Raw genomic sequence first — 23431 nt, 5'->3', positions numbered from 1 at the left:
AAAATTGACACTCCCTGCATCACGCGATCGGGCCGATGCTGGCATATCCCCCAATAATCGGTAAAGTCTGCCTAATCGATAAGACGATAAGCCATCTGGGCGGTAAGGCCGCGCTCGTGACGTATCAGGCAAGAGGCCGAGAATGGACCGTCCTTTATCGCTGCAGGTTTTCTATCTTGCCTTGGCGTTGCTGGCATGTTGCCAAACCATGTCCTTAGCAGAGCTGCAAGCTCAGACGACGCAGCCGATTCGCCCAGCTCAAGCTTCCGGAATGACGGGCGAGTTCCATCTTGGTGATCCGCGGCAAATTGCTTCGGAACCTAACGTTGGCCCCATTCACCTAGTCGCCACACAAGACGACCTCTTCCAGCGGATCCAGGAACTTGAGGCTAATCAGTCTCGGTTGGAACAACTGCTTGATGCTCCGGAGGAACAGAGCTCTCCGGCTGCTGTTGATCCACTCTACGGACCAATGCCGGCCTACTACTATCAGCCTTACTACTATTCCTCGATCGGCGTGGGAGCGCGTCCCCTTGCTGACTATGCGCCGCCGGGTTTCATGCCGCGAGAGCAGCAAGAAGGGCCGGCGGTGCCCGAGTTTACACCGATTACACCTCCTTCGCTTGATTCAAGCGACAGCTCTCTGGTTCAACGCGGGATGTTCCCCGGTTCGTTTCTGGTCCCTGGGACGAACACTTCGATGCGTTTTCGCGGTTTTGTCCGATTGGCTGCGTTGTATGACTTCGATCCGATTGGCGTCTCTGACGCGTTTGTCACAAATTCGATCCCTGTTCCGCAACAAGCGGGACAAAACTTTAATATGAGCGCTCGAATCAGCCGCTTTGCTATAGAGACGTGGACGCCGACCTCCTTTTCTGATTGGAACGTGCATACATTGATTGAAGTGGACTTTTTCAATGGGCCTGGCCAAGCAGCCGGCGGCGGCGGCAATCCGTTGCGACTACGGCATGCTTTTATCGACTTTGGCATCTTCCGGTTTGGCCAACAAAACTCGGTATTCATGGACGCAGCCAGTTGGCCCAGCGTGGTTGACTTTCAGGGGCCCAATAGCTGGGTCAATCAGCGTCAACCCTTGGCGCGAATGACGTTGCCAATAGGTCAGCACGGATTGTATTGGGCAGGCAGCGTTGAACGCTGTTTCTCTGACATCACGACCAACGGGCTGGGAACAGCCGTGCAAGATGTACCAGATTTCGCCACACACCTGCGTCTGGAACGCAACCTGGGGCACTTGCAACTATCTGGCCTGTTTCGACAAATCGGCTATCGTCCAACCGGCGGCGAATTGCAACGCGAAGCAGCCTCAGCCATCAGCGGAGTCGCTGTATTTCATCCCTGGGCGTTCCTGCTTGGCACGGATCCGGTTCACGATACCTGCCGCTCAGGCTTGACCCGCAGTCGAATTCTATTCCAAGCGACCCATGGTAACGGCGTCGGCCGCTACATCAATGATCTGGCCGGGCAAGGGCTCGACGCCCAGGTGAATCCACTGACGGGAGACCTGCAACTAGTCAAAGCGACCGGCTGGAACGCAAGCTACGAACATTGGCTCAACGAGCATTGGCTGACAAACTTTACCTATGCCAATGTCAATGTGGATAACAATCCTGGCCAAGCGGCCATCACTTATAATTCGGCCCAATATGTTGCCGGCAGTTTGTGGTGGATCCCCGTTCCGCGTGTGGCTTTTGCGATTGAACTATTGACCGGCGAGCGGGAGAATTTGGATGGCGAGTCAGGGCGCGCCCAACGCCTGCATGGCTTGGTTCAGTACAATTTCTAAGCAAAATCACTCTGATCAGCCGCAAGCCTTACTTGGCGCTGCCGCATGCACGAGTTCTATTTCTCCTGTGGTTCCGCTCCGCCACCTCTCTGCAGATGCCCTTGGTTCCGTTGGTTATAGAATCGAATGACATTTGAATTAGCGGTAGTGCTTGTCCTATTAACTACTGCGATTGCGATGTTCGCGATCAATAAGCCGCGCATGGACGCGGTCGCGCTGATCATGCTTGTCGCGTTGCCGCTCACCGGCGTGGTCTCGGTTTCTGAGTCGCTGGCCGGCTTTAGCGATGCAAATATCGTACTGATCGCTGCGTTGTTTGTGCTCGGCGATGGCCTAGTCCGGACTGGTGTCGCTCGCAATTTGGGCGATTGGCTCGCGGCAAAAGCAGGTAGTAGTGAAACCCGCTTGATCGCAATGTTGATGCTGGTCGTCTGCTCTTTAGGAGCATTCATGAGTTCAACGGCCGTGACGGCGATCTTCATCCCGGTGGTGCTCCGCATTTCACAGGGAACCGGCACCTCTCCAGGGCGGTTGATGATGCCGCTCAGTTCGGCCGCGCTGATTAGCGGCATGATGACGCTGATTGCGACTGCTCCCAACTTGGTCGTCAGCGGCGAACTCGAACGTGCCGGCTTTGCCGGTTTCCATTTTTTTGCCTTCACGCCGTTCGGAATCCCAATCCTCATACTGGGGATCGGATATATGCTCTTTGCACGTCGCTGGCTCGGCGCCTCGAAAGACGAGACGCAACGCCCAACCGGGCCCAATTTGGGAGATTGGATCCAAGAGTATCAGCTTGCCGACCGCGAGCATCGAGTTTGCGTTAGCGAAGGTTCGCCGCTCATCGGAAGGACAATTGACCAAGCCAAGCAACTGGGCGGTTCGGACGCAAAAATAATCGCGATCGAACGTCGCAATGTGCTGATTCAGCCAACCAAAAATACCTCGTTACTCTCAGGCGACATTCTCTTAGTTGATCTACTTGCCGAGGAATCGCTGGTCCAACAACTGCGCCAACGGTACGGCGTGGATCCGCTGCCGCTGAACGGCGGATATTTTACAGATCGCGCCCAAGAAATCGGGATGGCCGAGGTATTGCTGCCTGCGACTTCGGCGCTTGTCGGAAAATCGGTCGTGGAAACCAGCTTTCGCGACGAATACGACTTGCAAGTAATTGGGCTGCGACGGGGACGAACCGCGCTGCTGCAGGGTCTAGAAAACGAGGATCTGCAGATCGGCGATACGTTATTGGTGATCGGGCCCTGGCGTGCGATTCGCAATTTGCAGTCACATGGTGGCGATCTCGTGCTGTACAACGTGCCGGTTGAAATCGAAGAGGTTTTGCCGGCGCCTGGTAAAGCCCCACATGCGGTGATCTGCCTGGTGCTCGTGGTCGGATTGATGGTCAGCGGCCTGATCCCCAATGTACTGGCCGCTTTAATGGGCTGTCTGTTGATGGGCAGCTTGGGCGTTATTAACTTGAACAGCGCCTACCGGGCAATCGACTGGAAGACGCTGGTCTTAATAGTCGGCATGCTGCCGTTCTCGATCGCGTTGCAGCGGACAGGAGGCGTAGATCTGATGGCCGATGGATTGATGACAATGATCGGAGGCATGGGAGGACGCACGGTGCTGGCTATTATCTTTGCCCTCACCGCGATCCTGGGGATGTTTATCTCTAATACTGCGACAGCAGTGCTGATGGCGCCGGTCGCTTTGGCTTTGGCTCATGACTTTGAAGCTTCGCCCTATCCTTTTGCAATGATTGTGGCGTTGGCCGCATCCACCGCGTTCATGACTCCTGTCTCTTCGCCGGTCAACACGTTAGTGGTGACGCCGGGCAATTATTCTTTCGGCGATTTCGTGCGAGTCGGTGTTCCGTTTGCTATTATTGTAATGCTGGTCTGTGTGATGATGGTGCCGCTGCTTTTCCCCTTTTGATATCGCTGGGGTGCTGACACGATGACTGACGCGAAAGCTGCTCCCAAAGGGGTAATGCAACGCTTGCTTGACGTTGTCGAGAAGGCTGGCAACCGAGTCCCGCACCCTGTGTTGATCTTTTTGACTCTGATCGGTCTCGTGATCGTCCTCTCGCACGTCTTATATATGACGGGCGCCAGCGTCACGTTCGAGACAATCGTGCCCGACGCGACGAGCGCAGACGACGCATCGCCTCTTTATTCACCGAGCTTGTATGACACGGGGATGCAGGCCGAACCCCAGACGCTCGGCGAAAAGAGCTATCACATCGAGGAACAAACCGTCGCTGCTCGCAGCTTGCTGACGACGGAAGGGATCCGATTTATCTACAGCTCTTTGATTCCCAACTTTATGAGTTTCACAGCGGTGGGCTTGATGATCGCCGCGATGGTAGGAGCGGGCGTTGCGGAAGAGTCTGGGTTGGTGAACTCCCTGATTCGCAAGTTAGTAATCGTCTCGCCCAGTTGGGCTTTGATCTATATTTTGTCGTTCGTCGGAATCCTGTCGAGTATCGCAGCGGACGCAGGCTATCTGGTTTTAATCCCCTTAGCTGGAGTCGCCTTTTTAAGCGTCGGACGGCATCCAATCGCCGGATTGGCATTGGGATTCGCCGCAGTGGCTGGCGCATTTACCGTCAACATGCTCATCAAACCGCTCGACGCCGTTTTGGTCGAATTCACCAATGACGCGATCGCGTTGGTGGATCCCAGTAAATCGATTGGCCTCGCTTCCAATCTGTGGTTCTCGATTACGTCGGTCGTCGTACTCACCGTGCTGTTGGCATGGGTTACCGAATGGCTGATCGAACCTCGCTTGGGAAAGTACGACAAAGAATTAGCAGGCGATAACCCGCCTGCGGTTGAACAAGGCGCTCTCTCGGCCGATGAGTCTCGTGGGCTGATCTACGCTGCAATTGCCCTGGTCGTCACGCTGGGAGTCTTCGCCCTGCTGACTCTGCCGCCGGGGGCTCCTTTGCGTGACCCTGAGACGGATGTACTAATCGGCAATTCCCCCTTCATGAACGGCTTGATTGCCGTGATCATGATCTTGTTCCTGACAACCGGCGCTGCTTATGGCTACGGGGCCAAGACAATCACCAGCGTTACCGCAATTATCAAAGCGATGGAAAAGGCAATGTCGGGACTGGGTGGCCTGATCCTGCTCTTTCTCGTGTTGAGCCAATTTGTGGCCTATTTCAACTACACCAACATCGGCACGATCGTCGCGTTGAAATTGGCTGATATCCTGACGACCGCCGGTTTCCCCGCTCTGTTGTTACTGATCGGCTTTATTGTAGTTGTCGCGATTATCGACCTGCTGATTACCGGCGCGATCGCGAAGTGGGCATTGTTCGCACCAATTTTCGTGCCGCTACTGCTGAGTCTTGCCGTAGCTCCCGAAGCCGTGCTGGCCGCCTACCGCATCGCCGACTCACCGGTCAATACGATCACACCACTGAACGCCTACTTTGCCTTAGTGGTTGGCTTCTGCCAAAAGTATGACAAAAACGCAGGCGTAGGAACGGTCGTCGCCATGATGCTCCCCTACGTCTTCGCCCAATTCGTCGTTTGGACCACTCTGTTCGCCGTCTGGCACCTGCTGGGAATCCCCTGGGGACTTTAAAGGTAATCAGCTGCGGTAAGGGCAAAATCGACTTTTCATTTTCAGCTTGTTCCAACTGCTTGCGACCAGATTCAATCGGAGAACCACGAGATGTCCAGCCACACGATTCCGCTTGATATCGAATCCGCGGAAGCTCACCTGATGCGATTTCTCGCCGTCCCAGGAGTCACCGGCGAAGAAGCTGCGATTGCCGAAGCGGTCTCCGACGAATTGAAAAAAGTGGGCGTACCGGCGTCTGCGATTCGGTTTGACACCGTCAATCAGAGAATCCCACTACCGACGCAGACAGGCAATCTGATCGTCGAATTGCCCGGCACGATGCAAGGGCCCCGCATGCTGTTTTCTACGCATCTAGACACCGTACCGCTGTGCGCCGGCGCCAAGCCCAAGCGACAAGGAGACCACATCGTTTCTGACGGAACAACCGCACTCGGCGGTGACAATCGGACCGGCTGCGCCGTACTGGTGTCGCTGGTAGAAACGCTGCTCAAGCATCATCTTCCTCACCCGCCGATCACGCTGCTGTTTACTGTTCGAGAAGAAAGCGGCCTGCATGGCGCTCGCGAACTTGACCCGGCTGACCTAGGCGGAGCGACGATGTGCTTTAACGTTGACAGCAAGTTGGCCTCTGACTTAATCATCGGCGCTGTCGGCCAAGAAAACTGGAACGTCGAGATCATCGGCAAAGCAGCCCACGCAGGCGTTGCGCCGGAAAAGGGGATTTCAGCGATCCTGGTTGGCTCACTGGCCTTGGCCGCAGCACACCACGGCGGCTGGTTTGGCAAAGTGGTAAAACCTGATGGAAACGGCACTAGCAATGCGGGCATCTTTGGCGGCAAGCAGGGCAAAGCGGCCGGCGATGCGACGAATGTCGTCACCGACTATGTGCATATTGTGGGTGAAGCTCGCAGTCCAGACGTCGCCTTCGCCGCCAAAATTGCCGCCGCTTATGAAGACGCGTTCGCGAAAGCCAAAGAGCAAGTCAAAGACTCAGACGGGAACATGGCTGAAGTAACTTTTACACGCAAGCCTTCGTATCCTTCTTTCAAACTAGAGGATGACTCCCCCGCAGTCATTCATGCAAAGAAAGCAGTCGCATCGATCGGCCTGACACCGACGACGCATTTTTCTAACGGCGGGCTGGACGCTAATTGGCTCTATAGACACGGCGTGCCCACGGTCACGATTGGATCTGGGCAGTATGAAATTCACACCCTCAAAGAATACGTTGATATCCCTGAATTCTTACAAGGCTGCCGTCTTGCGGTAGCGTTGGCGACGCTTGAGTCGTAGCGTAGGTTTTAAGTTGCGGCTTAAAGATCGTAGGCGATTGGGTTCAACGCAGGAGAAACCAGATGATTAGCCTATCCGAATTGAGAGCGCTTCAAAAACATCGAGACTATCCCACCGTTTCGATACTGTTACCCACGCATCGTACGGCGCCTGCCTACAAAAAGGACCCGATCAAGGCCAAAAATCTGGTCAATAAGGCGATCGTTCGCTTACATGGCGAATTCTCCAAACGCGAAGCGGCGCCTGTAGTAAAGCAGTTACAACAACTCGTGAAGACCATCGACTGGGAGCATTCGCTCGATGGGCTTGCTCTGCTGGCCAGCCGCGACCAAGCGATTGCCATCCCGCTACCGTTCAAGGTCAAACCGCGGGCAATTGTCGACGAAACTTTCGCCACACGGGATATTGTCTACGCCCTGAATCGTGCGCAGCCCTATCGCGTGCTTTCTTTAAGCCAAAATGTGCGTCTGTACGACGCTTGGACCAACGTGCTTGAGGAGCATTTAGAAGCTCCATTCCCGCTAAAATATCGCGCCGGATCAGCAAAGAAACTCTCTCGACGCCAAGTCATGGCGCGCACGGATGCGCGCGGAGACGATCACCGAAAGTTTTATATCGAAGTGGATAAGGCTGTCGCAGATGTGCATAAGGCGGATCCTCGACCACTATTGATTGCGGGCGCGGAACGAAATCTGGCATATTACCGTGAAGTGACAAAACTATCCGATTCGATCTGCGGAATGCTCACCGGCAACTACGATGACGAACAGATTAGCAAATTCGGCAAATTGACTTGGCCGGTGTTTGAAGTCGGAGCAACTGCTCAGCGGACTGAAGCCCTTATCGAGTTGGACAGCGCTGTCGATTCGCATCGCCACGCTTCCGGTATTGCTCAGGTATGGCGAGAGGTCATCCAAGGCCAATGCCGCATTCTGCTCGTAGAGAAAGACTTCTCCTATCCTGCAAAGCTGAGTGAAGATGGAAATCTCTTGCTCCCTTTCACCGGGAAGGGTGCAGAAAACTTGGATGATGCGGTTGACGAGGTGATCGAACGCGCGATGGCGGCAGGAGGTGAAGTTTATTTTTACCCACCGGGCGCCCTTGAAGTGCATCAGCAAATTGCTGCTGTCCTACACCACCGATCCTAAGTAACGGTACCAAGCGCCAATAAGTTACTTCATCGACGTTTGAATCATTGCGTGGTAGTTCACAAGGCCCCCACGCACTGATTCTTCTTGGTCCATCCGTCGCCAGGCGACTACTTGCTGGGGATTTGCTCAGGTTTGTAGTTGGGGAGCCAACGGCAGGGCAACTGAGCGAACAATGCGATACAGGAGAGCACCAGAAAGCCGATCTTCAAGGCTCGCGTTCTCGCATCTGCGTTGATTTCCAACGCCTCCTCCATCTGCTCAGGCGACGCTACGATGTCCCCCAATCGCTCCTTCAGTTGGCTGTCACTAAAGAAGTTTAGATTGTCCAAGTTCACCTGATCTTTTAGTTCCGCGGTAATGATCGGGTTTTCCTGAAGATGTCCGACAATCATCGTACTCAACAGCCCAACCAGCAAAGCTCCAACCAAAGATGTTCCCACGGCGGCAGCCAGATTTTGGGTGACGCCGCGCAACGACCCCACGTCGGCGGCCAGCTCTTTAGGAGCAGCAGTCACCAAGACGTTGAACAATAAAGTCACCAAAGCCCCCTGCCCTAAACCGACGATGACCAAGCCGACAATCACTGGCGCAACGCTCCAATCGTTCCGAATCACAAACGCCAACCAAGCCGTACCGATGGTTACTAGCAAGAATGAAGTGCTGGCAATTTGTCGCGGCGTGAATCGCTTATAGAGTCGGACGATCAATATCGCTGTGAAAAATACGGTCAGCATGAACGGCATCATCGCCACAGAGGTCGCCATGCTGGTGTTACCTTGGACGATCTGAATATAGAGAGGAACAGAAAAATTGATTGCTCCTTCCATCGCAACGATTAGAAAGAGCGTGAATGCGGTCGCCCATTCCTTCGGAGATTCGACCACTTCCAACGCCAACAGCGGAGTCTTACCGACGCTCTTCTGGCGATGTGACCAGGCCAGAAAGGCCGCCAACAGCGCGACGCCGCCAACGATCAATACAGGTGCAGGGGACATGCCCGCTAGTTCAAACGGCGCCGCCGGTCGAGCAATCAATACGCCCCAGTTGCGGAGGTTATTAAAGCCAAAAGTGATACAGATAACAGCCGGAGCGGAAATCAGCACGCCCAGGTAATCAATCTGCACATTTGGATTACCTAAGGATGGCTTCAGCTTGAAACTGAGCAGCAAAATCAAAGCAGCATGTAGAATCAGCAACCCGAACGCGTAACGCCAACTGAGCCAAGTAGCGACCGTCCCGACGATAACAAAAGCCAACACGCCAGCAATCGCCCGAGCAGAACCGAGCCAGCCCACCGCTTCGGCTTGCTGTTTTCCACGGTAGTGATCCGCAATCAATACGACCAAGGTCGGCACCAGCGCCGCACCGGCGAAACCGGCCAGCCCTTGGGCCGCAAGCATAATCTCTGCGGATGGACTAACGACCATGGTGATCATCGCGACTAAAAATAGCGCCACGGCTGTTTGAAAGAAAATCTTGGACCCGAATCGCTGCCCCAGCTTTGCCCCCAGCATGATGAAACCGGAGACTCCCAACGAATAGAGCACGATCGCCGTCCCTATCGTCGTGGGAGGAGTATCAAAGCTGGCTACCATGCCTCCCATGGATACCGGAATTGCCGCTACGTTGAACGACATCAACATCTGCCCCATGGCAATTACGATCATCGGAAGCCAAGAGTCGCGCGGTTCATTTTCGAGACCGGTCGCGAGCGCATCTTGAGTGGCCATCGCGGGGTAACTCCAAAGAGGTTTAGCCAGGAGACTCGAACTAGACTCCAGGCTTGGAAACGAGTAGATCCATCCCCAATCGCTGCGAAAGAAATTTGGCGACTAGCTGGCCTTTGATGCTGTTGCCTGCTTTATCCAGCGGCGGGGCAAAAGTGCCTAGTCCCGCTTTGCCCGGAGAGACGGTCGCAATTCCGCCGCCGATCCCACTTTTGCCCGGCAAACCAATCTCATATAGCCAATCGCCGGAAGTCTCATACAGCCCTGCGGTTAGCATGACGGCAAGCGCGTAATGACAAACCGAGGAGTCAACAACCCGCTCTTTGGTGACGGGGTTTACGCCGCCATCGGCTAAGGTTGCGCTCATCACAGCCAAGTCCCTGGCTGAGACGTTCAAGGAGCACTGCTTGGTATACAACTCAACCGCTTCCGCCGGATTCATATAGATCCGACCGACGCTTTGCAGCATGCGTGCAATCGATTGATTACGAAAATTGGTTTCCATAGCACAGGCATATACCTCGTCGTTCAAGGGCAACTTGCGACCTGCGAAGCGAGACAAGCCTTCGTGGATAAAATTCCACTTCTCTTCCAGCGACTTTCCCGGCGTCAAACTGGTCGTAGCGATTGCTCCTGAGTTGACCATTGGGTTGGTGCGACCATTTTCACCGCGTTCAATCCCTTCGAGCGAATTAAACGCTCGCCCCGTGGCGTTTACGCCAACTTTGTCGCGAACTTCTTCGGGACTTAAAACTTCGCTAACCAACGCCATAACAAACGGCTTTGAGACGCTCATGATGGTGAACTCATGGTCGGCATCTCCGACGGCATGCACCTGACCGGTCGAGCTTACGACACATATTCCAAACAGATCGGGCCGAGTACGTGCAAGCGCCGGATAGACCTGCGAGTTTTGGCCCTCCGTGTTGGATTTGAATTGTTCATAAGCTTCAGCGACCAAGGCTTCGACCACCTCGGGCCCTGGCAAATGGCCGGTAGAAATGTATCCCGAAGGTTGGAGGAGATCGTCGGCCATTGGTTATCTACCCGCCTCAACCGAGTGAAAACATGTCAACGACACTGAGAACGACCTCAGGAAGATATCGGACACGGAGATTCTAGCCTGAACCATTTAAACTGTCATGCATGAAATTGAGGAGCGATCAATGCCTAGGGGAAAATGTTGACGGGATCGGCTACGCGCGCTTCTAACTTCTCGAAAAGCCAAGTCTGGCGAGGGGGAGATCGCTGCTGGGCCGCGAAATGGCCGAAGAGCGGTCAACGAATCTCCACAGGGAGGCCGATCAAGGTCGCCAGTTGTAAACCGACCCGATCCGACTAGATTAAGATACCGTCGCAAGAGCGAGATTTGGCGAATCAAGGGTGAGGAAGAAATGCCTCCAAGAGTCTCTCCGGAAACTTGCTTTGCGGCTGGGATCAGCGATTTTTCGTGCTCGGCAAGGCGACCGAAGCAGGCGAATCCTCTAGATTCGTCGATGCAGGTCAACGCAGCCGCGTGCGGAAAATCGCTGATCCCAGTTCAAATTGAAGTTTCCGGATAGGCTCTAACCGATTGGCTTGCACGAAAACGATATCTTGGCCGATCTGACGAGTCGCTGAATCGGATATTTCACTCGGAGTAATGTGTCATGTTTCGCTTATGGGTTTGTATCGCTACCACGCTTTCCCTTTGTTCGGTGACGCAAGCACGTCCCTGGTCTGCCGTTTCTGGCGACTATGTTCTAGAAGCAGAGTTAATCGGCTTCGATGATGAGAATGTCGTCCTCCAGCGGGCCGATAAGGAAATGGGAATCCTCAAGATCTCCGAATTGTCCGAGCCAGACCGTGAGTACTTGAAGTCTGAAGAAGCGCAGCAAATTCAAAATACGCATCTGCAGGCCCCGCAGACGTGGATCACCACAACGGGCCAAAAACTAACAGGGCGGATTGTCGAATTTGTCAGCGACGAAGTGACGATTCAGCGTCGCCGAGGACGTGCATACATTGATAACCGCAGGCTGACTAACCTACCCATTTTTTATCAGCAATTGATTCCAGAAATCGTCTCGCATTTTGACGAGATCAATCTGCCTGACAATCGGGCATTCCAGAATTGGCTGCTTCGCCAACGCGGCAACCCACGCAGCTTTCCCATCCATGGCGTGCTGCTAGAGACCGAGGATGGTGATGAGTACGCCATACCGTTTTTTGCCTTCACTCAACCAGATCGAGAACTGCTATCCGCTGGTTGGGCTGAGTGGAAGTCGGCGAAACTGGACGAGCTAGACGAAGCCAGCAACCGCCAATTCGAGCAAGAACAAGCGCTCATGCTGCGGGCATTGGCGGCGGAGCATCTTCAAAATCAGCAGATCCAACAACGGATTGCCAAACTGAATTTGAATCTATCAGCAATCCGCGCGGGACTGACATCAGCCTGGGAAGTCACCCTTTATCCGCTGCCAGGCACGCCGATGCCGCCGCAGTGGGTGGTCACCCTGGGACGCAACAGTGAAGATGCGGTCTTTGCGGCGCTACAGCAAAACCCTGGCTTTTCGGTAGGAGCGGTGCGCAGGGTCAGTCGCTAAGATTGCACCAACTAGCAATGAAACAGGCCGTTTAATCGGATTGCATGGCAATGTTTCGACTGCTTACTTGACTTCCCTAACCGGCCAGATATCTTCCCTTAGGAGGAGCTATTTGACCGGTCTATATAACAGATCGGCAGGCCATAGCTCAACTTTGAATCGAATGTAAATGTTGAACATTCATCACACTTCCAACTGAAAAACAATGCAAACCACATCCCCCCATGCCGATGAACCCAAAGATTTGCAGCAATATTGGGTCTGGTTCCTAGTTCTGGGAATTGGAATGGTGGTCCTCGGTAGTTTTGCGATAAGTTGGGCATGCTTGGCGACGATTTCGGTCGCGGCCACTTGGATGTTCGGCTTCCTTTTGCTGGCCAGCGGGATGTCCATCGTCGTGAATGCGTTTTGGTCCGGTCGATGGAGCGGCATGTTGCTGCACTTGTTGATCGGCATCATGTACCTGGTCGCCGGGTTCATCATCATTGAACAACCGATCGAAGCCGCGATCAATTTAACGTTGATCATCGCTATCTTCCTTCTCTTTACTGGCATTTTCCGCATGGTGTTTGCGATCAGTGAACGCTTTACCGGCTGGCCGTGGGTTTTGCTCAACGGCGCCGTGACGCTGATGCTGGGGATACTGATCTACAAACAGTGGCCAGCGTCAGGATTGTGGGTGATTGGTCTGTTCATCGGCATCGACTTAATACTCAACGGTTGGTCGTGGGTCATGCTGGGGCTAGGCGTCCGCACGCTGCCCAAGACTCAACAACTGGCCTAGTGCTGACCACATTAGCAGCGGGTTATTCAGATTTCACTAATCCATCGCAGCCACATGCTTCGGTGGATTGGGCGTCTAGATAATCTGCCAAGCAATCACTAACGGGCTCGCGTACGTTGCTGCCATCGTATTGAGCAAGCAGCCGTTATCACGCGATCCCTTGAATCGTTCGCTAGCGCCCATACCGGCGAAGTTCAATTCTAGATCGAAAGCAAAAGCTCAACTGGTTGATGTCGCGGTCTAAGGGAAGTGGATTGAATTCCTAGGCTCCCTCTATCGGACCTTAAATTCACCGGAAATTGATTGGCTAAGCTTTCGCCAACCAGATACCATCAATGGGTGAGATTCTCTTCTCGTCATATCGCTGTGCCGTCTCGTCTCTTGTGGAATACCTTCCATGAAATTGGTAGCATCGATTTCCCTTAGCTTCTGCCTGCTGGTTCTGATCGAATCTGCTGTGGCGACTGCTGATGACGTGAATCCACCGAATGAGAAAGCGGCATCTCAACAAGCGGCTATCCATGAGGTGCTTATTGAGTATCTAGCAGCCTACAATGCGCACGATGCGGATGCTCTTGCCGCTCACTGGAAAGAAGATGGCGTCTTCGTTGATGAGAGCGCCGGCGACAAGTTGGCTGGTCGTGAAGCGATCCGACGAGACTTCATCAAGCTGTTCGCGGAGAATCAGGATGTCTCACTAGACGGTAACCTGGACACGATTCGACTCATTCGACCAGATGTTTGTGAAATTCAAGGAAGCGCCATAGCGACAAATTCTGCTGGCTCTTCAGTGAACAGCAAGTTCATCGGGATCATGGTGTTAGACGAGAATCGCTGGCGGATCGATAGTCTTCATGAAACGCTCGTCCCCACGCCAACAGGGTCTGGCAATCAACTGCAATCGCTGCAGTTTTTGGTAGGTAGTTGGGTGGATGACACCAGCGAGGCGCAAGTGGCTACCACAGTGCGGTGGGGAATGAGCAACGCGTTCTTAATCCGCTCTTATGAGATCGTCGGCGAAGCTAGTGTGGCTTATCAGGGAACGCAGATCATTGGTTGGGACCCTCTACTGCAGCAGATCCGTTGCTGGACCTTTGACTCGAACGGCTCCTTTGGTGAAGGAGTTTTGTCACCTGCCGAGGATGGCTGGGTGATGAAGTTTCGTCAGACCTTGGCAGATGGTCGACTTGCTGGCGGAGCACAATTTATCAAGCAGATCGATGACAATACGCTTTCGGTCCAGTCGCTTGACCAAGAGGTTGACGGGGATGCGATTCCAGCCAGCGCCCCAGTGCGTGTGATTCGTAGGGACAGTCATTCAGACGACTAATCGAATCCGCGTTACGAGTGTCGATCACGATAAAAAATCAGGAATGTAACCGTGCGCAATCCCAAAGTATGGACTCTCATCGCCGTCGTTCTCATGCTGCTGCCGGTAACCAAAGCAGAAGCGATCGGCCGCGCAGGTGGACGGGTCAGCGATGCCGCCGCCGCTCGAAGCGGAAACGCAAGCAACGCCCGCGCGAATCTCGGAGCGGCTCGAGATAGCGGCGGGGGCCTCTCTCGCCCCAGCACCGGTAACATCTCGCGCCCCAACAATAGCACTCCATCTCTGGGCGGTGGATCACCGAACAATCGCCCCAATCTCGGCGGCAGCACCAATCGGCCAGGCTCCGGCAGCACGCGTCCCGACTTGGGCAACATTGGTTCCAACCGGCCCGGCGCCGGCGGCAGCACCAATCGGCCGGGCTCCGGCATCTCGCGTCCCGACTTGGGCAACATTGGTTCCAATCGGCCCGGCGCTGGCGGCAGCATCAATCGGCCAGGCTCCGGCATCTCGCGCCCCGACTTGGGCAACATTGGTTCCAACCGGCCCGGCTCCGGCGGCAGCACCAATCGGCCGGGCTCCGGCAGCTCACGCCCCGACTTGGGCAACATTGGTTCCAATCGGCCCGGCGCTGGCAGCAGTATCAATCGGCCAGGCGCCGGCATCTCGCGCCCCGACTTGGGCAACATTGGTTCCAATCGGCCCGGCGACGGCGGCAGTATCAATCGGCCGGGCTCCGGCATCTCGCGCCCCGACTTGGGCAACATCGGATCGAATCGGCCAGACCGACCAAGCGTCGGAGGCATTGAACGCCCAACTACTCTCCCCGGCAGAGCACCTTCGCGGGACCGGCTCGAAGATTTCCTTGGCATGCAACGGCCAGGAGCCGAGAGACCTGCGATCGGCAACCGCCCTGACTTGAGCGTTCGCCCCAATCGACCAATTGTCGGCGGCGATAGAAACGTCTCGATCCACAATCCTCCTTCATGGAGCCGTGGTGATCGCAACGTCAATATCAGCATCAACGTCAACAATCGCTGGAATACGGCCATCATTGCTCGCCCACGCAACATCCATGACTGGCGTCATCTGCGACCAGATCGCGTCGCCCGTTGGCGGCACTGGGGCAACAGCGTCCGTTTTGGCTGGGGACCTGTTGGCTGGTCGGTCTTTGGGCCAAGCTGGTGGACCAACCATCATCCCGTATTTTGCGGTTGGCATCATTGGCGACAATGGAATCGACACAGTTGGGGCTTTTGGTGGACTCGCCCCACTTTCACTCAGACCACCAACTGGTTCGTTTGGTCGGCGCCGGCCGCGGTTTGGACCGAGCCAATATTTTTAGATTACGGCCCTGGTGGAAATATTGAAATTCAAGACAACCATGTGATCTTCAACGGAGAGGATCTCGGCACGGTTGAGGACTATGCGCAAAGCGCTGCCGAACTGGCGACGGTCGCGGCTCCAGAGGACGAAGCCCAGGCAGATAGCGCCGAGTGGCTGCCGCTCGGCACTTTCGCCGTCTCGACCAGCGAACTGGAAGGCGAGCCTGTTCGCTTTATCCAACTCGCCGTGAACCGCCAAGGGATTGTCAGCGGTACGTACTTCAACTCCCAGACCGACGTTTCCCAAGTCGTCTTGGGAAAAGTGGATAGTGACACTCAGCGAGTCGCGATGCGATTGGGTGATGACGAGAATCTTGTGATCGAAACAGGCTTGTACAACCTCACGCTCGATGAAGCTCCAGTGATGGTGCATTTCGGGCCCGAGAAATTTGAATTTTTCCTCTTGGTCAGAATTGACGAACCGGAGCACGACACTGAGTAATTCAGCCCATATGCAGCGAAAGCGCATTATCCACGCGACAACTTACTACTATAGCGAACCGGTCAAATTTGGTCCGCATCGCGCGCTCATGCGTCCCCGCGAAGGGCATGATTTGCGGATTATCAATACTCACATTGAGATCGAACCAGCGGCGACGGTACGCTGGCTGCGCGACGTCGAAGGAAACTCTGTGGCGATCTTGACGTTTGCAGAGAAAGCCGACCGCTTGAAGATCGTCGCAGAAATTGACGTCGATGTTAGTGACGACAATCCGATCGAGTGCTTGATTGATCCCCATGCGCGTTTGTTCCCGTTTCATTATTCACCGGTAGAACAAGTCGAGCTCGTTCCGTATCGCTTGCCGAGCTATCCTTACGATGGTCTAGCGCTGCATGATTGGCTGCGCGAGTCGTATCAACCAGGGCAAATCATCGACACGTTTCAATTGCTGTGCGATCTCAACTCGCGAATCTACCACTCATTGAAATACAACGCCCGCGATACATTTGGCGTGCAATTGCCACATCAAACGCTGGAACTGCGCAGCGGCACCTGTCGCGATTACGCCGTGCTAATGATGGAAGCAGTGCGTTACTGGGGCTTCGCGGCGCGCTTTGTGACCGGCTATATCCAGATGGAAGCGGGGCAGCACGGCGCTACGCACGCCTGGACCGAAGTCTATTTGCCTGGGGCCGGATGGAGAGGATTTGATCCGACCAACAACAAATTGGTTTCCGCTGAACATATATCGGTGGCTGTCGCGAGAGAGCAAGAAAAAGCGGCGCCCCTTTCAGGAACTTGGGAGGGACCTGGAAATGCATATCAAGGAATCGAAGTTTCGGTACAGGTTGTCGCGTTGTAAACCTTGCCGCGAATGCCTTGGATCAGAACGGATCGCTTGGCTGATAAATGGACCTCTGTCATGCAGAACGAGCTGAACGACCCGCCAAGTCCATCCCTGCAAAAGTCGTTTTTCCAGAAGTCGCTGGACTTGATCGAGCGACTGGGAAACCAAGTTCCCCATCCGGCCGTATTGTTCCTCCTCCTCATTGGATTGCTCGCCGTCCTATCGCAGATTTTTCAATCGATGGGAACGAGTGTTTCCTACCAGCGGATCAATCCCGAAACGCATGTCGTGGAGCAAACGACGACCGTAGTGCGTAGCTTGTTCTCTGCGGCGGGAATCCGCTTTATTTTCACGTCGGTCGTGCCGAACTTTGTCAACTTCGGGCCGGTCGGAATCATCATGGTGGCGATGATCGGCGTCGGTCTGGCCGAGCGATCAGGCTTGATCGGCGCGATGATTCGCAAGATTGTGATCATCGCGCCGCCGTGGTCAATGACCGCGATTCTAGTCACGTTAGGCGTGCTGTCGAGCATCGCCAGTGATGCGGGATACCTGGTTTTGATCCCGCTCGGAGCGGTTGCGTTTCATAGCCTCGGGCGACACCCGCTGGCCGGCATGGCGGCAGCCTTTGCAGGAGTCGCCGCCGGGTTTGGAGCCAACTTTCTGGTGAAACCAATCGATGGAATCTTGGCCGAAATGACCAACGACGCGATTCACATCGTCGACCCAGCCAAGTCGATCGCGCTGACAGCGAATTTCTATTTTGGGATCGCTTCAAGCGTCATGCTAATCGTAGTCTGCACGGCAGTCAGCAATTGGTTTGTAGAGCCTGTTCTGGGCAAGTACGAGGGTGAAGCGCCAATTCCGGACAACAAAAAACTCTCGGCGGAAGAAGCTCGTGGACTCCTCTTCGCTTTATGCGGGCTGCTGGGGTTTGTTGCGGTTGTTTTGCTGCTGACGCTGCCAGCGGGCGCTCCGCTGCGCGATCCGGAAATGGGCACAATCCTTGGCGATTCACCTTTTATGTCAAGCTTGGTGTTTTTGATCATGCTGCTCTTTTTTGTCACGGGAGCTGCTTATGGCTGGGGCGCCAAAACGATCAACACGATCGACGAGGCCATCGACGCGATCACCAAGACTTTTGCCGACCTGGCGGGACTGTTGTTCTTGTTCTTTGTGATTGGACAATTTGTCGCATACTTTACTTTCACCAATCTTGGAACGGTGCTGGCGGTCAATTTGGCCACATCGTTAGCCGAGGCGAATCTAAACAGCGTCACATTACTGCTCGCATTCATCGCCATCGGTTTTTTACTCAGTATTCCGGTTCCCAATATCCTGCCCAAATGGGCGATCATGGCCCCGGTGTTCGTACCGTTGTTCATGAAGTTGGGAATCGATCCTGATGTAGTTCTGGCCGCCTACCGAGTCAGCGACTCGCCTCCCAACGTCATCAACCCACTACTGCCCCACTTTGCGCTGGTGGTCGGATTTGCTCAGCGCTGGCAGAAAGAGGCAGGCGTCGGCACCGTCGTGGCGATGATGTTGCCGTATTCCGTAGCCACCTCCGTGGTCTGGGTACTGTTGTTCTTGGCTTGGTATTTACTAGGCTTCCCTTTTGGAACAGGCTAGATACGTACGGTGCGTCGAAGCTTATCAGCTGAGCGAGCAGGCAAACGGGGTGAAATTGCACCAGTCCTAGGCATCCGGACGCATGGGCAACCAAGCATGGATTGAAAATTCCCAGCGACCAGCCGAATGTCGGATTCTAGCAGCGGTCGGCTGGCGCCTGATTATTTCAGTAGGTTTCGCGACCGCGTTTGGACCGTCAATGCCGAATCTGGCTGCTTCCACGCCGTTGGACTCTTTCGCGGGGGGGATGAAGCCCCTCAAACTCGACCGCATTGTGCTTTTGACTCTATGCCCGCAGGTGAAATCTTAATTATTTTAAGTTTTCCTCTTCACCTATATGCCCCTTTTTCAGGATTGGCGCATTCAATTTGCAAAAGAGAACTGAATCGCCCCATTTACTAATTAGCTACTTTCGAGTTACACTCCACTTACCAGATAAATGGCAATTGAACTGTTCTGGTGAACAGTGTTTTCCCCTAAGAAATATAATTGAGAAGACGGACGCATGGCTGAAGGTACAATCAAAAAGCTGACCGACAAGGGTTTTGGATTCATTAACACAGGTGGTTCAAACGACCTGTTTTTTCATTCGAAAGCCCTGCAAGGCGTGAGTTTTGACGACTTGCATGAAGGTCAAAGCGTTACGTTCACGGAAGGTCGCGGACCGAAAGGCCCGTGCGCCGAGAACGTACGCCCTGTTTAAGGCTTTTACAGCCGTGACGACAGATTTTGTGGGCCGAACTCATCTCCGATGGTTCGGCCCGCTTTGTGTATAGAGGTCCAGACGCCAAACTGGATAACTGCTGGCGAAGCCCAACCGGTGGCAAATTGCGAAACACCGCCATCACGTTCAAACTCTACCATCCCAGCGTCAACGCACATAACAGGCGCTGACGCTGCTTCTTTACCGCGACTACGCTTTCTGCAGCAGGATCATCTCGACTTCGACGCTGACGCCCAGCGGAAGTTGCTGCATTCCTACGGCGGTTCGCGCGTGCCGGCCAGCTTCACCAAAAACGTCACGCACCAACTCGGATGCGCCGTTAATAACCAAATGCTGCTGCGTGAAGTCGGCTTCACAGTTTACATAGCCGGTGATGCGCACGATCCGATCGATCGACTCCAATGAGCCAATTGCTTTTCTTACGGCGCGCAGCACGTTAGCTGTACACAAGGCCGCCGCCTGAGTCGCTTCGTCTAGCGAGATCTGGGACGGAACCTTGCCGACAAACTTAAGCTGATCGCCGTCAAACGGGACCTGGCCTGATGCATAAATCAGGTTTCCGACTATCGCAACTGCGTCGACCAGCGAGCCTTCGGGTGTCGTTTTTTCGATTTCATATCCCAGTTCTACCAAGCGTGCTTCTCGCTGACTCATTGATCTTCTTTTCTGTGATGTACAAAGGAGTGAAAAATGGTGACGATTCGCTTGAAATTACCTCAGGCAGGCGGCGTCACGGCGACTGCGTTGGCATAAGCCAGCTGCAAACTTGCGTCGGTTTTCGTCGTCGCGGCGCGAAAAACAAACAACAAGGCCAAACGGGGATCATCGGTCGCATTGGGATTCGATGCGTGCACCGTCTGGCAATGATGAAGCGTCGCATCGCCAGGCTCTAGTATTGCTTGATAGGTATCGCCCATTTCTGCTGACGGCGGCCGGGCCAAGCCGATTGAATTGCCCTTCACGCCAGACATGATGGTCGGCAACATCCCCAACCGATGAGAACCTTTTACAAACCGAACCGGGCCATTGTCGGGCGTCACGGCGTCGATCGCAATCCACAGCGTCAGCACATCCGGCGGAGATTGACAAAAATAAGCGTTATCCTGATGCCAGGGAACGCCAGAACCGATGCGAGCAGGCTTATTGAACGTCTCTACGCCCAACAAAACTGGTTCACCGCCTAGCAAAGCAGCGATCAATTGCAAAAGCTTTTCGTCACCGGCCAAGCGGCGAAAGTATTCGTTATAGCGTTCCAGGCGCCAAAGATTGCGAACTGTTTGGCCATCCGCTTCTCGCGTACAAGCATCGTCTGGCTGCGACGCAAGGTCATTGCGAACGTATCGATCCAGCTCTGCGCGCACCTGTTGCACTTGCGCCGACGAAAAGCAGGAGCGTAGGCAAATTACCCCGTCGCGTTGATATTGAGAAAGCAACTCCGCAACATTCCACATTGGGTATATTTTCCTTCCTATGCAGCGTTCCAAGAATTTTGCTAATCGTAAAAAAAGCCTGCTCAGTACGCGGAGCAGGCTTTTTCAATTTTTCAGCGCAAGGTCCTAGGTGGACGGCAGCTCAACCTGGGCCAGATAGATGCTCGTTTTCCCTTCGTGGGATGAGTAGTAGCTGACCCACAGGACGCCATCTTTGAACACCAAGCCTGGATAGCTGGTGTCACCGCCAGCAGGAAGCGAAACCAAGTCGGTCAAGACGGCGGTTTCTGGATCGAGTCGCCACACGCGAGTCCCATGACCACCGGTTCGACTTCGGCCGCTGACAATCAACTGCCCATCTTCTAACTCAATCATTTGCGGCCCGCCAACATACTGACCGACGCTCTTCCAAGTCCAGTCGGTATAAGGCGCTTTCGCCGTACCCAACAGCGCATCGCTAGGACTTCCGTCACGTCGAATCAAGCACAGCGCTGTGCCATCCTCTCGAAAGATCAAGCCTGTCTCATTCATATAACCTTCGATGGCGAAATCCTCTCCAACCTGTTTAAAGGTCTTGCCATCTTCGCTTTTGTAGAGTCGCGCCGCTCTCGACTTCGTGCATGAATAGCCAACGCCATAGGCGTCGCCATCGTGCCAAGTGACGCGCCACAGCCAAAAGTTGGGATCGCCAACCGGGATCGCTTCGCTCCATTGGCTACCATCCTCCGAATACCAAACATAGGATTGATGCGTCGCAGCCGCCGGCTGATGCAGCGCGCCGGCGCCAGCCAGACACAGCTTTCCATCGGGAGTGACCGAGATCTTCGCATCCCGCAGATCGGCCACATCCGAAGTGACCAGCGCGGCCGATTCCCAGTTTTCGCCATCGGTTGATTTCAACACGCGCAGTGATCCCTCTTTGGAAACATGCCCTTGGCCTTCACGAAAAACGCAGAACCATTGCCCCTTGAAGCGCACCAAATCGGTAAATGCATTGTGCGGGGCTTTATCCCAGATTTTCTTAACGCTCAGGATCTTGGCCGATTCGCTTGGCGCTGCGACTGCAACCAACGTCGCCGGAAGAAACAAAGCCAAGCTGAAGGCCAGTTTCAAGGAAAGGTTACCTAACATTCGAGATTCTCACTTTTATTAAGGCAGGAAAATGGGAGGGGAGCGAGGCGCCTGGCTGGAGAGCGTTACTCGTCGACCAGCTTTGGCTCAGACTGCTTGGGAGTGAATTGAAAAGCGTACAGATCAGCGTCCTCGATGACAAATTTTAAGCGTATCGACTTTCCTGATAGTAAACTGACGTCGCTTCCTTTTTCTTTCCACGAGATCACACGTTCTAGGTCATTGCCGATCACCAGATTTGCGTCAGCGAGCGAATAGCCGGGCAACGGCGTTCCTTGCTCGTCTTGAATTTCGACACGCACGCCGCCAGCGGCCGACGTTGCGAAATTTAGCTCCAATTGATCGCCGGCGAATGTCAGCGGCTTGGTAACCAGCACGCCAACTTCACGGCGTGCTTGCAGCGACGCAAATCCATCTAAGCGAAGCGAATACCGATGAATGTTCGACGTCGGTTGACCATACTCTTGATTGACGTACAGCGACATTTCTTCAGGGCCGGTCTGCACCATATTTAGTACCGGATAGTTGGTGCGCGAAACCCAATTCCCTAGCGCCGTACCAGGGCGGACGAAACCTTGATCAAAGGTGCAGTCATACTCAGAGCCTCCCCGCGAAGTCATCAAGATCGCGTCGGCCGAGTCGTTGAAGTAGCTCGGGTGCACGCCGATCTCGGCCGCTTGCTGCGGCGTGATCACGCGGCGCCCCGGCATAAACCGGGCTGCGGTTGCAACATAGATATGAGGCGCGCGAAAGTATGCATGCGTTTGATTCGTGTAAAGGTGATTGCGGGGCGTTCCGCTTTGGGTATTACTGTAGGTCATCTGCACCGGCTCTTCCCAGTTCACAAAATCTTTGGACGTGGTGCGCGCGATAGCGCGTACTTTTTGTGAGGCGCGGCGGTAGTAGGCGACGTAGCACTGTTCGCTGGCAGACCAAAACGCAACATTTTGCGAGTCAAACACCCACCCAGCATCTTTGATCACCGGTTGGTCCTGCAACTTGGACCAATGGATCCCGTCCGGCGAGACGTACCCCACCAGATTGCTTTTGGAGGTGCCGCCAATCGCTTTGTAGCGCTGCTTGGGGTCGGCGTCTGGATTGGTGTCGAGAAAGGGAGAAAAGTTGTGCGTCACCGGCGCCGCGTTGGCCAAGATGACATTGTTTTCCTGCACGCCGTGCACAACATACTTGTTGATCGCAGGCCGCCGCCAATGGATTCCATCTTTGGATTCGGCGTAGCAGGTCACTTCACTGTCACGACCATCCGCGCCTGCCTCAGGAACGCCGCGGTAATAAAGCTGAAACTTCTCGTCGGTTTGGATGATCGTACAATAGCCGCAAAACAAACCTTCCCATGGCTTGTCGAATTGGAAGACGATGCCTTCGTCATGCGGCTCGTGCAAAACCAACTGGGCGCCCTCGATTGATTCGATCAGATAGTCATCAATCAACAGCTCACGACGTCCCTGGATCGCGATGGGTTCGGCATGCGTTATGAACGGCGCAAGACAGGCGACTGCTATCGTAATAGCTCGCAACATGGACATGCTTGCTCTCCAGTAGGCG

Annotated in this window: 18 protein-coding genes; 12 read left to right on the top strand and 6 right to left on the bottom strand. The window is 54.4% G+C overall.

The window, feature by feature from the left end; genetic code table 11:
• The first annotated feature begins 142 nt into the window (after window positions 1–142).
• The 5 genes from SH421x_RS06220 (at window position 143) to SH421x_RS06200 (ending at window position 7848) form a co-directional block, all read left to right on the top strand.
• Window positions 143–1804: a DcaP family trimeric outer membrane transporter gene (locus SH421x_RS06220; RefSeq protein ID WP_488854541.1), complete on the top strand. Its 1662-nt coding sequence runs from the start codon at window positions 143–145 to the stop codon at window positions 1802–1804.
• A gap of 126 nt (window positions 1805–1930) precedes the next feature.
• Entirely contained in the window at window positions 1931–3745 is a 1815-nt protein-coding gene (locus SH421x_RS06215) for an SLC13 family permease (protein ID WP_488854540.1), read from the top strand.
• A 21-nt stretch (window positions 3746–3766) separates the two neighbouring features.
• Window positions 3767–5407: an AbgT family transporter gene (locus tag SH421x_RS06210; protein WP_488854538.1), complete on the top strand. Its 1641-nt coding sequence runs from the start codon at window positions 3767–3769 to the stop codon at window positions 5405–5407.
• 90 nt (window positions 5408–5497) lie between these two features.
• Window positions 5498–6700, top strand: a complete 1203-nt coding sequence (locus tag SH421x_RS06205; RefSeq protein WP_488854537.1) for a M20/M25/M40 family metallo-hydrolase — start codon at window positions 5498–5500, stop codon at window positions 6698–6700.
• 62 nt (window positions 6701–6762) lie between these two features.
• Complete coding sequence (locus tag SH421x_RS06200) at window positions 6763–7848, top strand: baeRF3 domain-containing protein (protein WP_488854536.1); 1086 nt, start codon at window positions 6763–6765, stop codon at window positions 7846–7848.
• Between the two features lie 110 nt (window positions 7849–7958).
• Here the strand turns inward: SH421x_RS06200 and SH421x_RS06195 are convergent, their stop codons facing one another.
• Together SH421x_RS06195 and glsA are read right to left on the bottom strand one after the other, a co-directional pair.
• Window positions 7959–9581 (bottom strand): MFS transporter, encoded by a 1623-nt coding sequence (locus SH421x_RS06195; RefSeq protein WP_488854535.1) that lies wholly within the window; start codon window positions 9579–9581, stop codon window positions 7959–7961.
• Window positions 9582–9621: 40 nt separating this feature from the next.
• A complete protein-coding gene (glsA, locus tag SH421x_RS06190) occupies window positions 9622–10614 on the bottom strand; it encodes a glutaminase A (RefSeq protein ID WP_488854534.1) in 993 nt (330 codons plus the stop codon).
• A 613-nt stretch (window positions 10615–11227) separates the two neighbouring features.
• Between glsA and SH421x_RS06185 the strand changes: the two genes are divergently transcribed.
• The 7 genes from SH421x_RS06185 (at window position 11228) to SH421x_RS06155 (ending at window position 19283) form a co-directional block, all read left to right on the top strand.
• Entirely contained in the window at window positions 11228–12163 is a 936-nt protein-coding gene (locus SH421x_RS06185; RefSeq protein WP_488854533.1) for a hypothetical protein, read from the top strand.
• Between the two features lie 205 nt (window positions 12164–12368).
• Window positions 12369–12947, top strand: coding sequence for an HdeD family acid-resistance protein (locus tag SH421x_RS06180; RefSeq protein WP_488854532.1), 579 nt, complete (start codon window positions 12369–12371; stop codon window positions 12945–12947).
• 397 nt (window positions 12948–13344) lie between these two features.
• Entirely contained in the window at window positions 13345–14277 is a 933-nt protein-coding gene (locus SH421x_RS06175) for an SgcJ/EcaC family oxidoreductase (RefSeq protein WP_488854531.1), read from the top strand.
• A gap of 51 nt (window positions 14278–14328) precedes the next feature.
• Window positions 14329–16101: a mu-protocadherin- cell-suface protein gene (locus SH421x_RS06170; RefSeq protein ID WP_488854530.1), complete on the top strand. Its 1773-nt coding sequence runs from the start codon at window positions 14329–14331 to the stop codon at window positions 16099–16101.
• A gap of 10 nt (window positions 16102–16111) precedes the next feature.
• A complete protein-coding gene (locus tag SH421x_RS06165; protein ID WP_488854529.1) occupies window positions 16112–16963 on the top strand; it encodes a transglutaminase family protein in 852 nt (283 codons plus the stop codon).
• A 60-nt stretch (window positions 16964–17023) separates the two neighbouring features.
• Window positions 17024–18580, top strand: coding sequence for an AbgT family transporter (locus SH421x_RS06160; protein WP_488854528.1), 1557 nt, complete (start codon window positions 17024–17026; stop codon window positions 18578–18580).
• Window positions 18581–19085: 505 nt separating this feature from the next.
• On the top strand, window positions 19086–19283 hold the full coding sequence (locus SH421x_RS06155) for a cold-shock protein (RefSeq protein WP_488854527.1): 198 nt from the start codon (window positions 19086–19088) through the stop codon (window positions 19281–19283).
• 210 nt (window positions 19284–19493) lie between these two features.
• On the opposite strand, the gene SH421x_RS06150 is transcribed toward SH421x_RS06155, so the two are convergent.
• The 4 genes from SH421x_RS06150 to SH421x_RS06135 form a co-directional block, all read right to left on the bottom strand.
• A complete protein-coding gene (locus tag SH421x_RS06150; protein WP_488854526.1) occupies window positions 19494–19958 on the bottom strand; it encodes a RidA family protein in 465 nt (154 codons plus the stop codon).
• A 62-nt stretch (window positions 19959–20020) separates the two neighbouring features.
• On the bottom strand, window positions 20021–20755 hold the full coding sequence (locus tag SH421x_RS06145; RefSeq protein WP_488854525.1) for a phytanoyl-CoA dioxygenase family protein: 735 nt from the start codon (window positions 20753–20755) through the stop codon (window positions 20021–20023).
• Window positions 20756–20860: 105 nt separating this feature from the next.
• On the bottom strand, window positions 20861–21865 hold the full coding sequence (locus SH421x_RS06140; RefSeq protein WP_488854524.1) for a sialidase family protein: 1005 nt from the start codon (window positions 21863–21865) through the stop codon (window positions 20861–20863).
• A 65-nt stretch (window positions 21866–21930) separates the two neighbouring features.
• Window positions 21931–23412 carry a glycoside hydrolase family protein gene (locus SH421x_RS06135; RefSeq protein WP_488854523.1) on the bottom strand — a complete coding sequence of 494 codons (1482 nt, stop codon included), beginning with the start codon at window positions 23410–23412 and terminating at the stop codon, window positions 21931–21933.
• Window positions 23413–23431 lie beyond the last annotated feature (19 nt).

The organism is Blastopirellula sp. SH421, from assembly GCF_057808535.1.
The sequence above is the reverse complement of the archived record's forward strand: the minus strand, read 5'-3'. Positions and strand labels throughout refer to the sequence as shown.

Coding starts and splice junctions, on each gene's coding strand:
- SH421x_RS06220 (WP_488854541.1), top strand. CDS start 143: ATGGACCGTCCTTTATCGCTGCAGGTTTTCTATCTTGCCTTGGCGTTG.
- SH421x_RS06215 (WP_488854540.1), top strand. CDS start 1,931: ATGACATTTGAATTAGCGGTAGTGCTTGTCCTATTAACTACTGCGATT.
- SH421x_RS06210 (WP_488854538.1), top strand. CDS start 3,767: ATGACTGACGCGAAAGCTGCTCCCAAAGGGGTAATGCAACGCTTGCTT.
- SH421x_RS06205 (WP_488854537.1), top strand. CDS start 5,498: ATGTCCAGCCACACGATTCCGCTTGATATCGAATCCGCGGAAGCTCAC.
- SH421x_RS06200 (WP_488854536.1), top strand. CDS start 6,763: ATGATTAGCCTATCCGAATTGAGAGCGCTTCAAAAACATCGAGACTAT.
- SH421x_RS06195 (WP_488854535.1), bottom strand. CDS start 9,581: ATGGCCACTCAAGATGCGCTCGCGACCGGTCTCGAAAATGAACCGCGC.
- glsA (WP_488854534.1), bottom strand. CDS start 10,614: ATGGCCGACGATCTCCTCCAACCTTCGGGATACATTTCTACCGGCCAT.
- SH421x_RS06185 (WP_488854533.1), top strand. CDS start 11,228: ATGTTTCGCTTATGGGTTTGTATCGCTACCACGCTTTCCCTTTGTTCG.
- SH421x_RS06180 (WP_488854532.1), top strand. CDS start 12,369: ATGCAAACCACATCCCCCCATGCCGATGAACCCAAAGATTTGCAGCAA.
- SH421x_RS06175 (WP_488854531.1), top strand. CDS start 13,345: ATGAAATTGGTAGCATCGATTTCCCTTAGCTTCTGCCTGCTGGTTCTG.
- SH421x_RS06165 (WP_488854529.1), top strand. CDS start 16,112: ATGCAGCGAAAGCGCATTATCCACGCGACAACTTACTACTATAGCGAA.
- SH421x_RS06160 (WP_488854528.1), top strand. CDS start 17,024: ATGCAGAACGAGCTGAACGACCCGCCAAGTCCATCCCTGCAAAAGTCG.
- SH421x_RS06155 (WP_488854527.1), top strand. CDS start 19,086: ATGGCTGAAGGTACAATCAAAAAGCTGACCGACAAGGGTTTTGGATTC.
- SH421x_RS06150 (WP_488854526.1), bottom strand. CDS start 19,958: ATGAGTCAGCGAGAAGCACGCTTGGTAGAACTGGGATATGAAATCGAA.
- SH421x_RS06145 (WP_488854525.1), bottom strand. CDS start 20,755: ATGTGGAATGTTGCGGAGTTGCTTTCTCAATATCAACGCGACGGGGTA.
- SH421x_RS06140 (WP_488854524.1), bottom strand. CDS start 21,865: ATGTTAGGTAACCTTTCCTTGAAACTGGCCTTCAGCTTGGCTTTGTTT.
- SH421x_RS06135 (WP_488854523.1), bottom strand. CDS start 23,412: ATGTCCATGTTGCGAGCTATTACGATAGCAGTCGCCTGTCTTGCGCCG.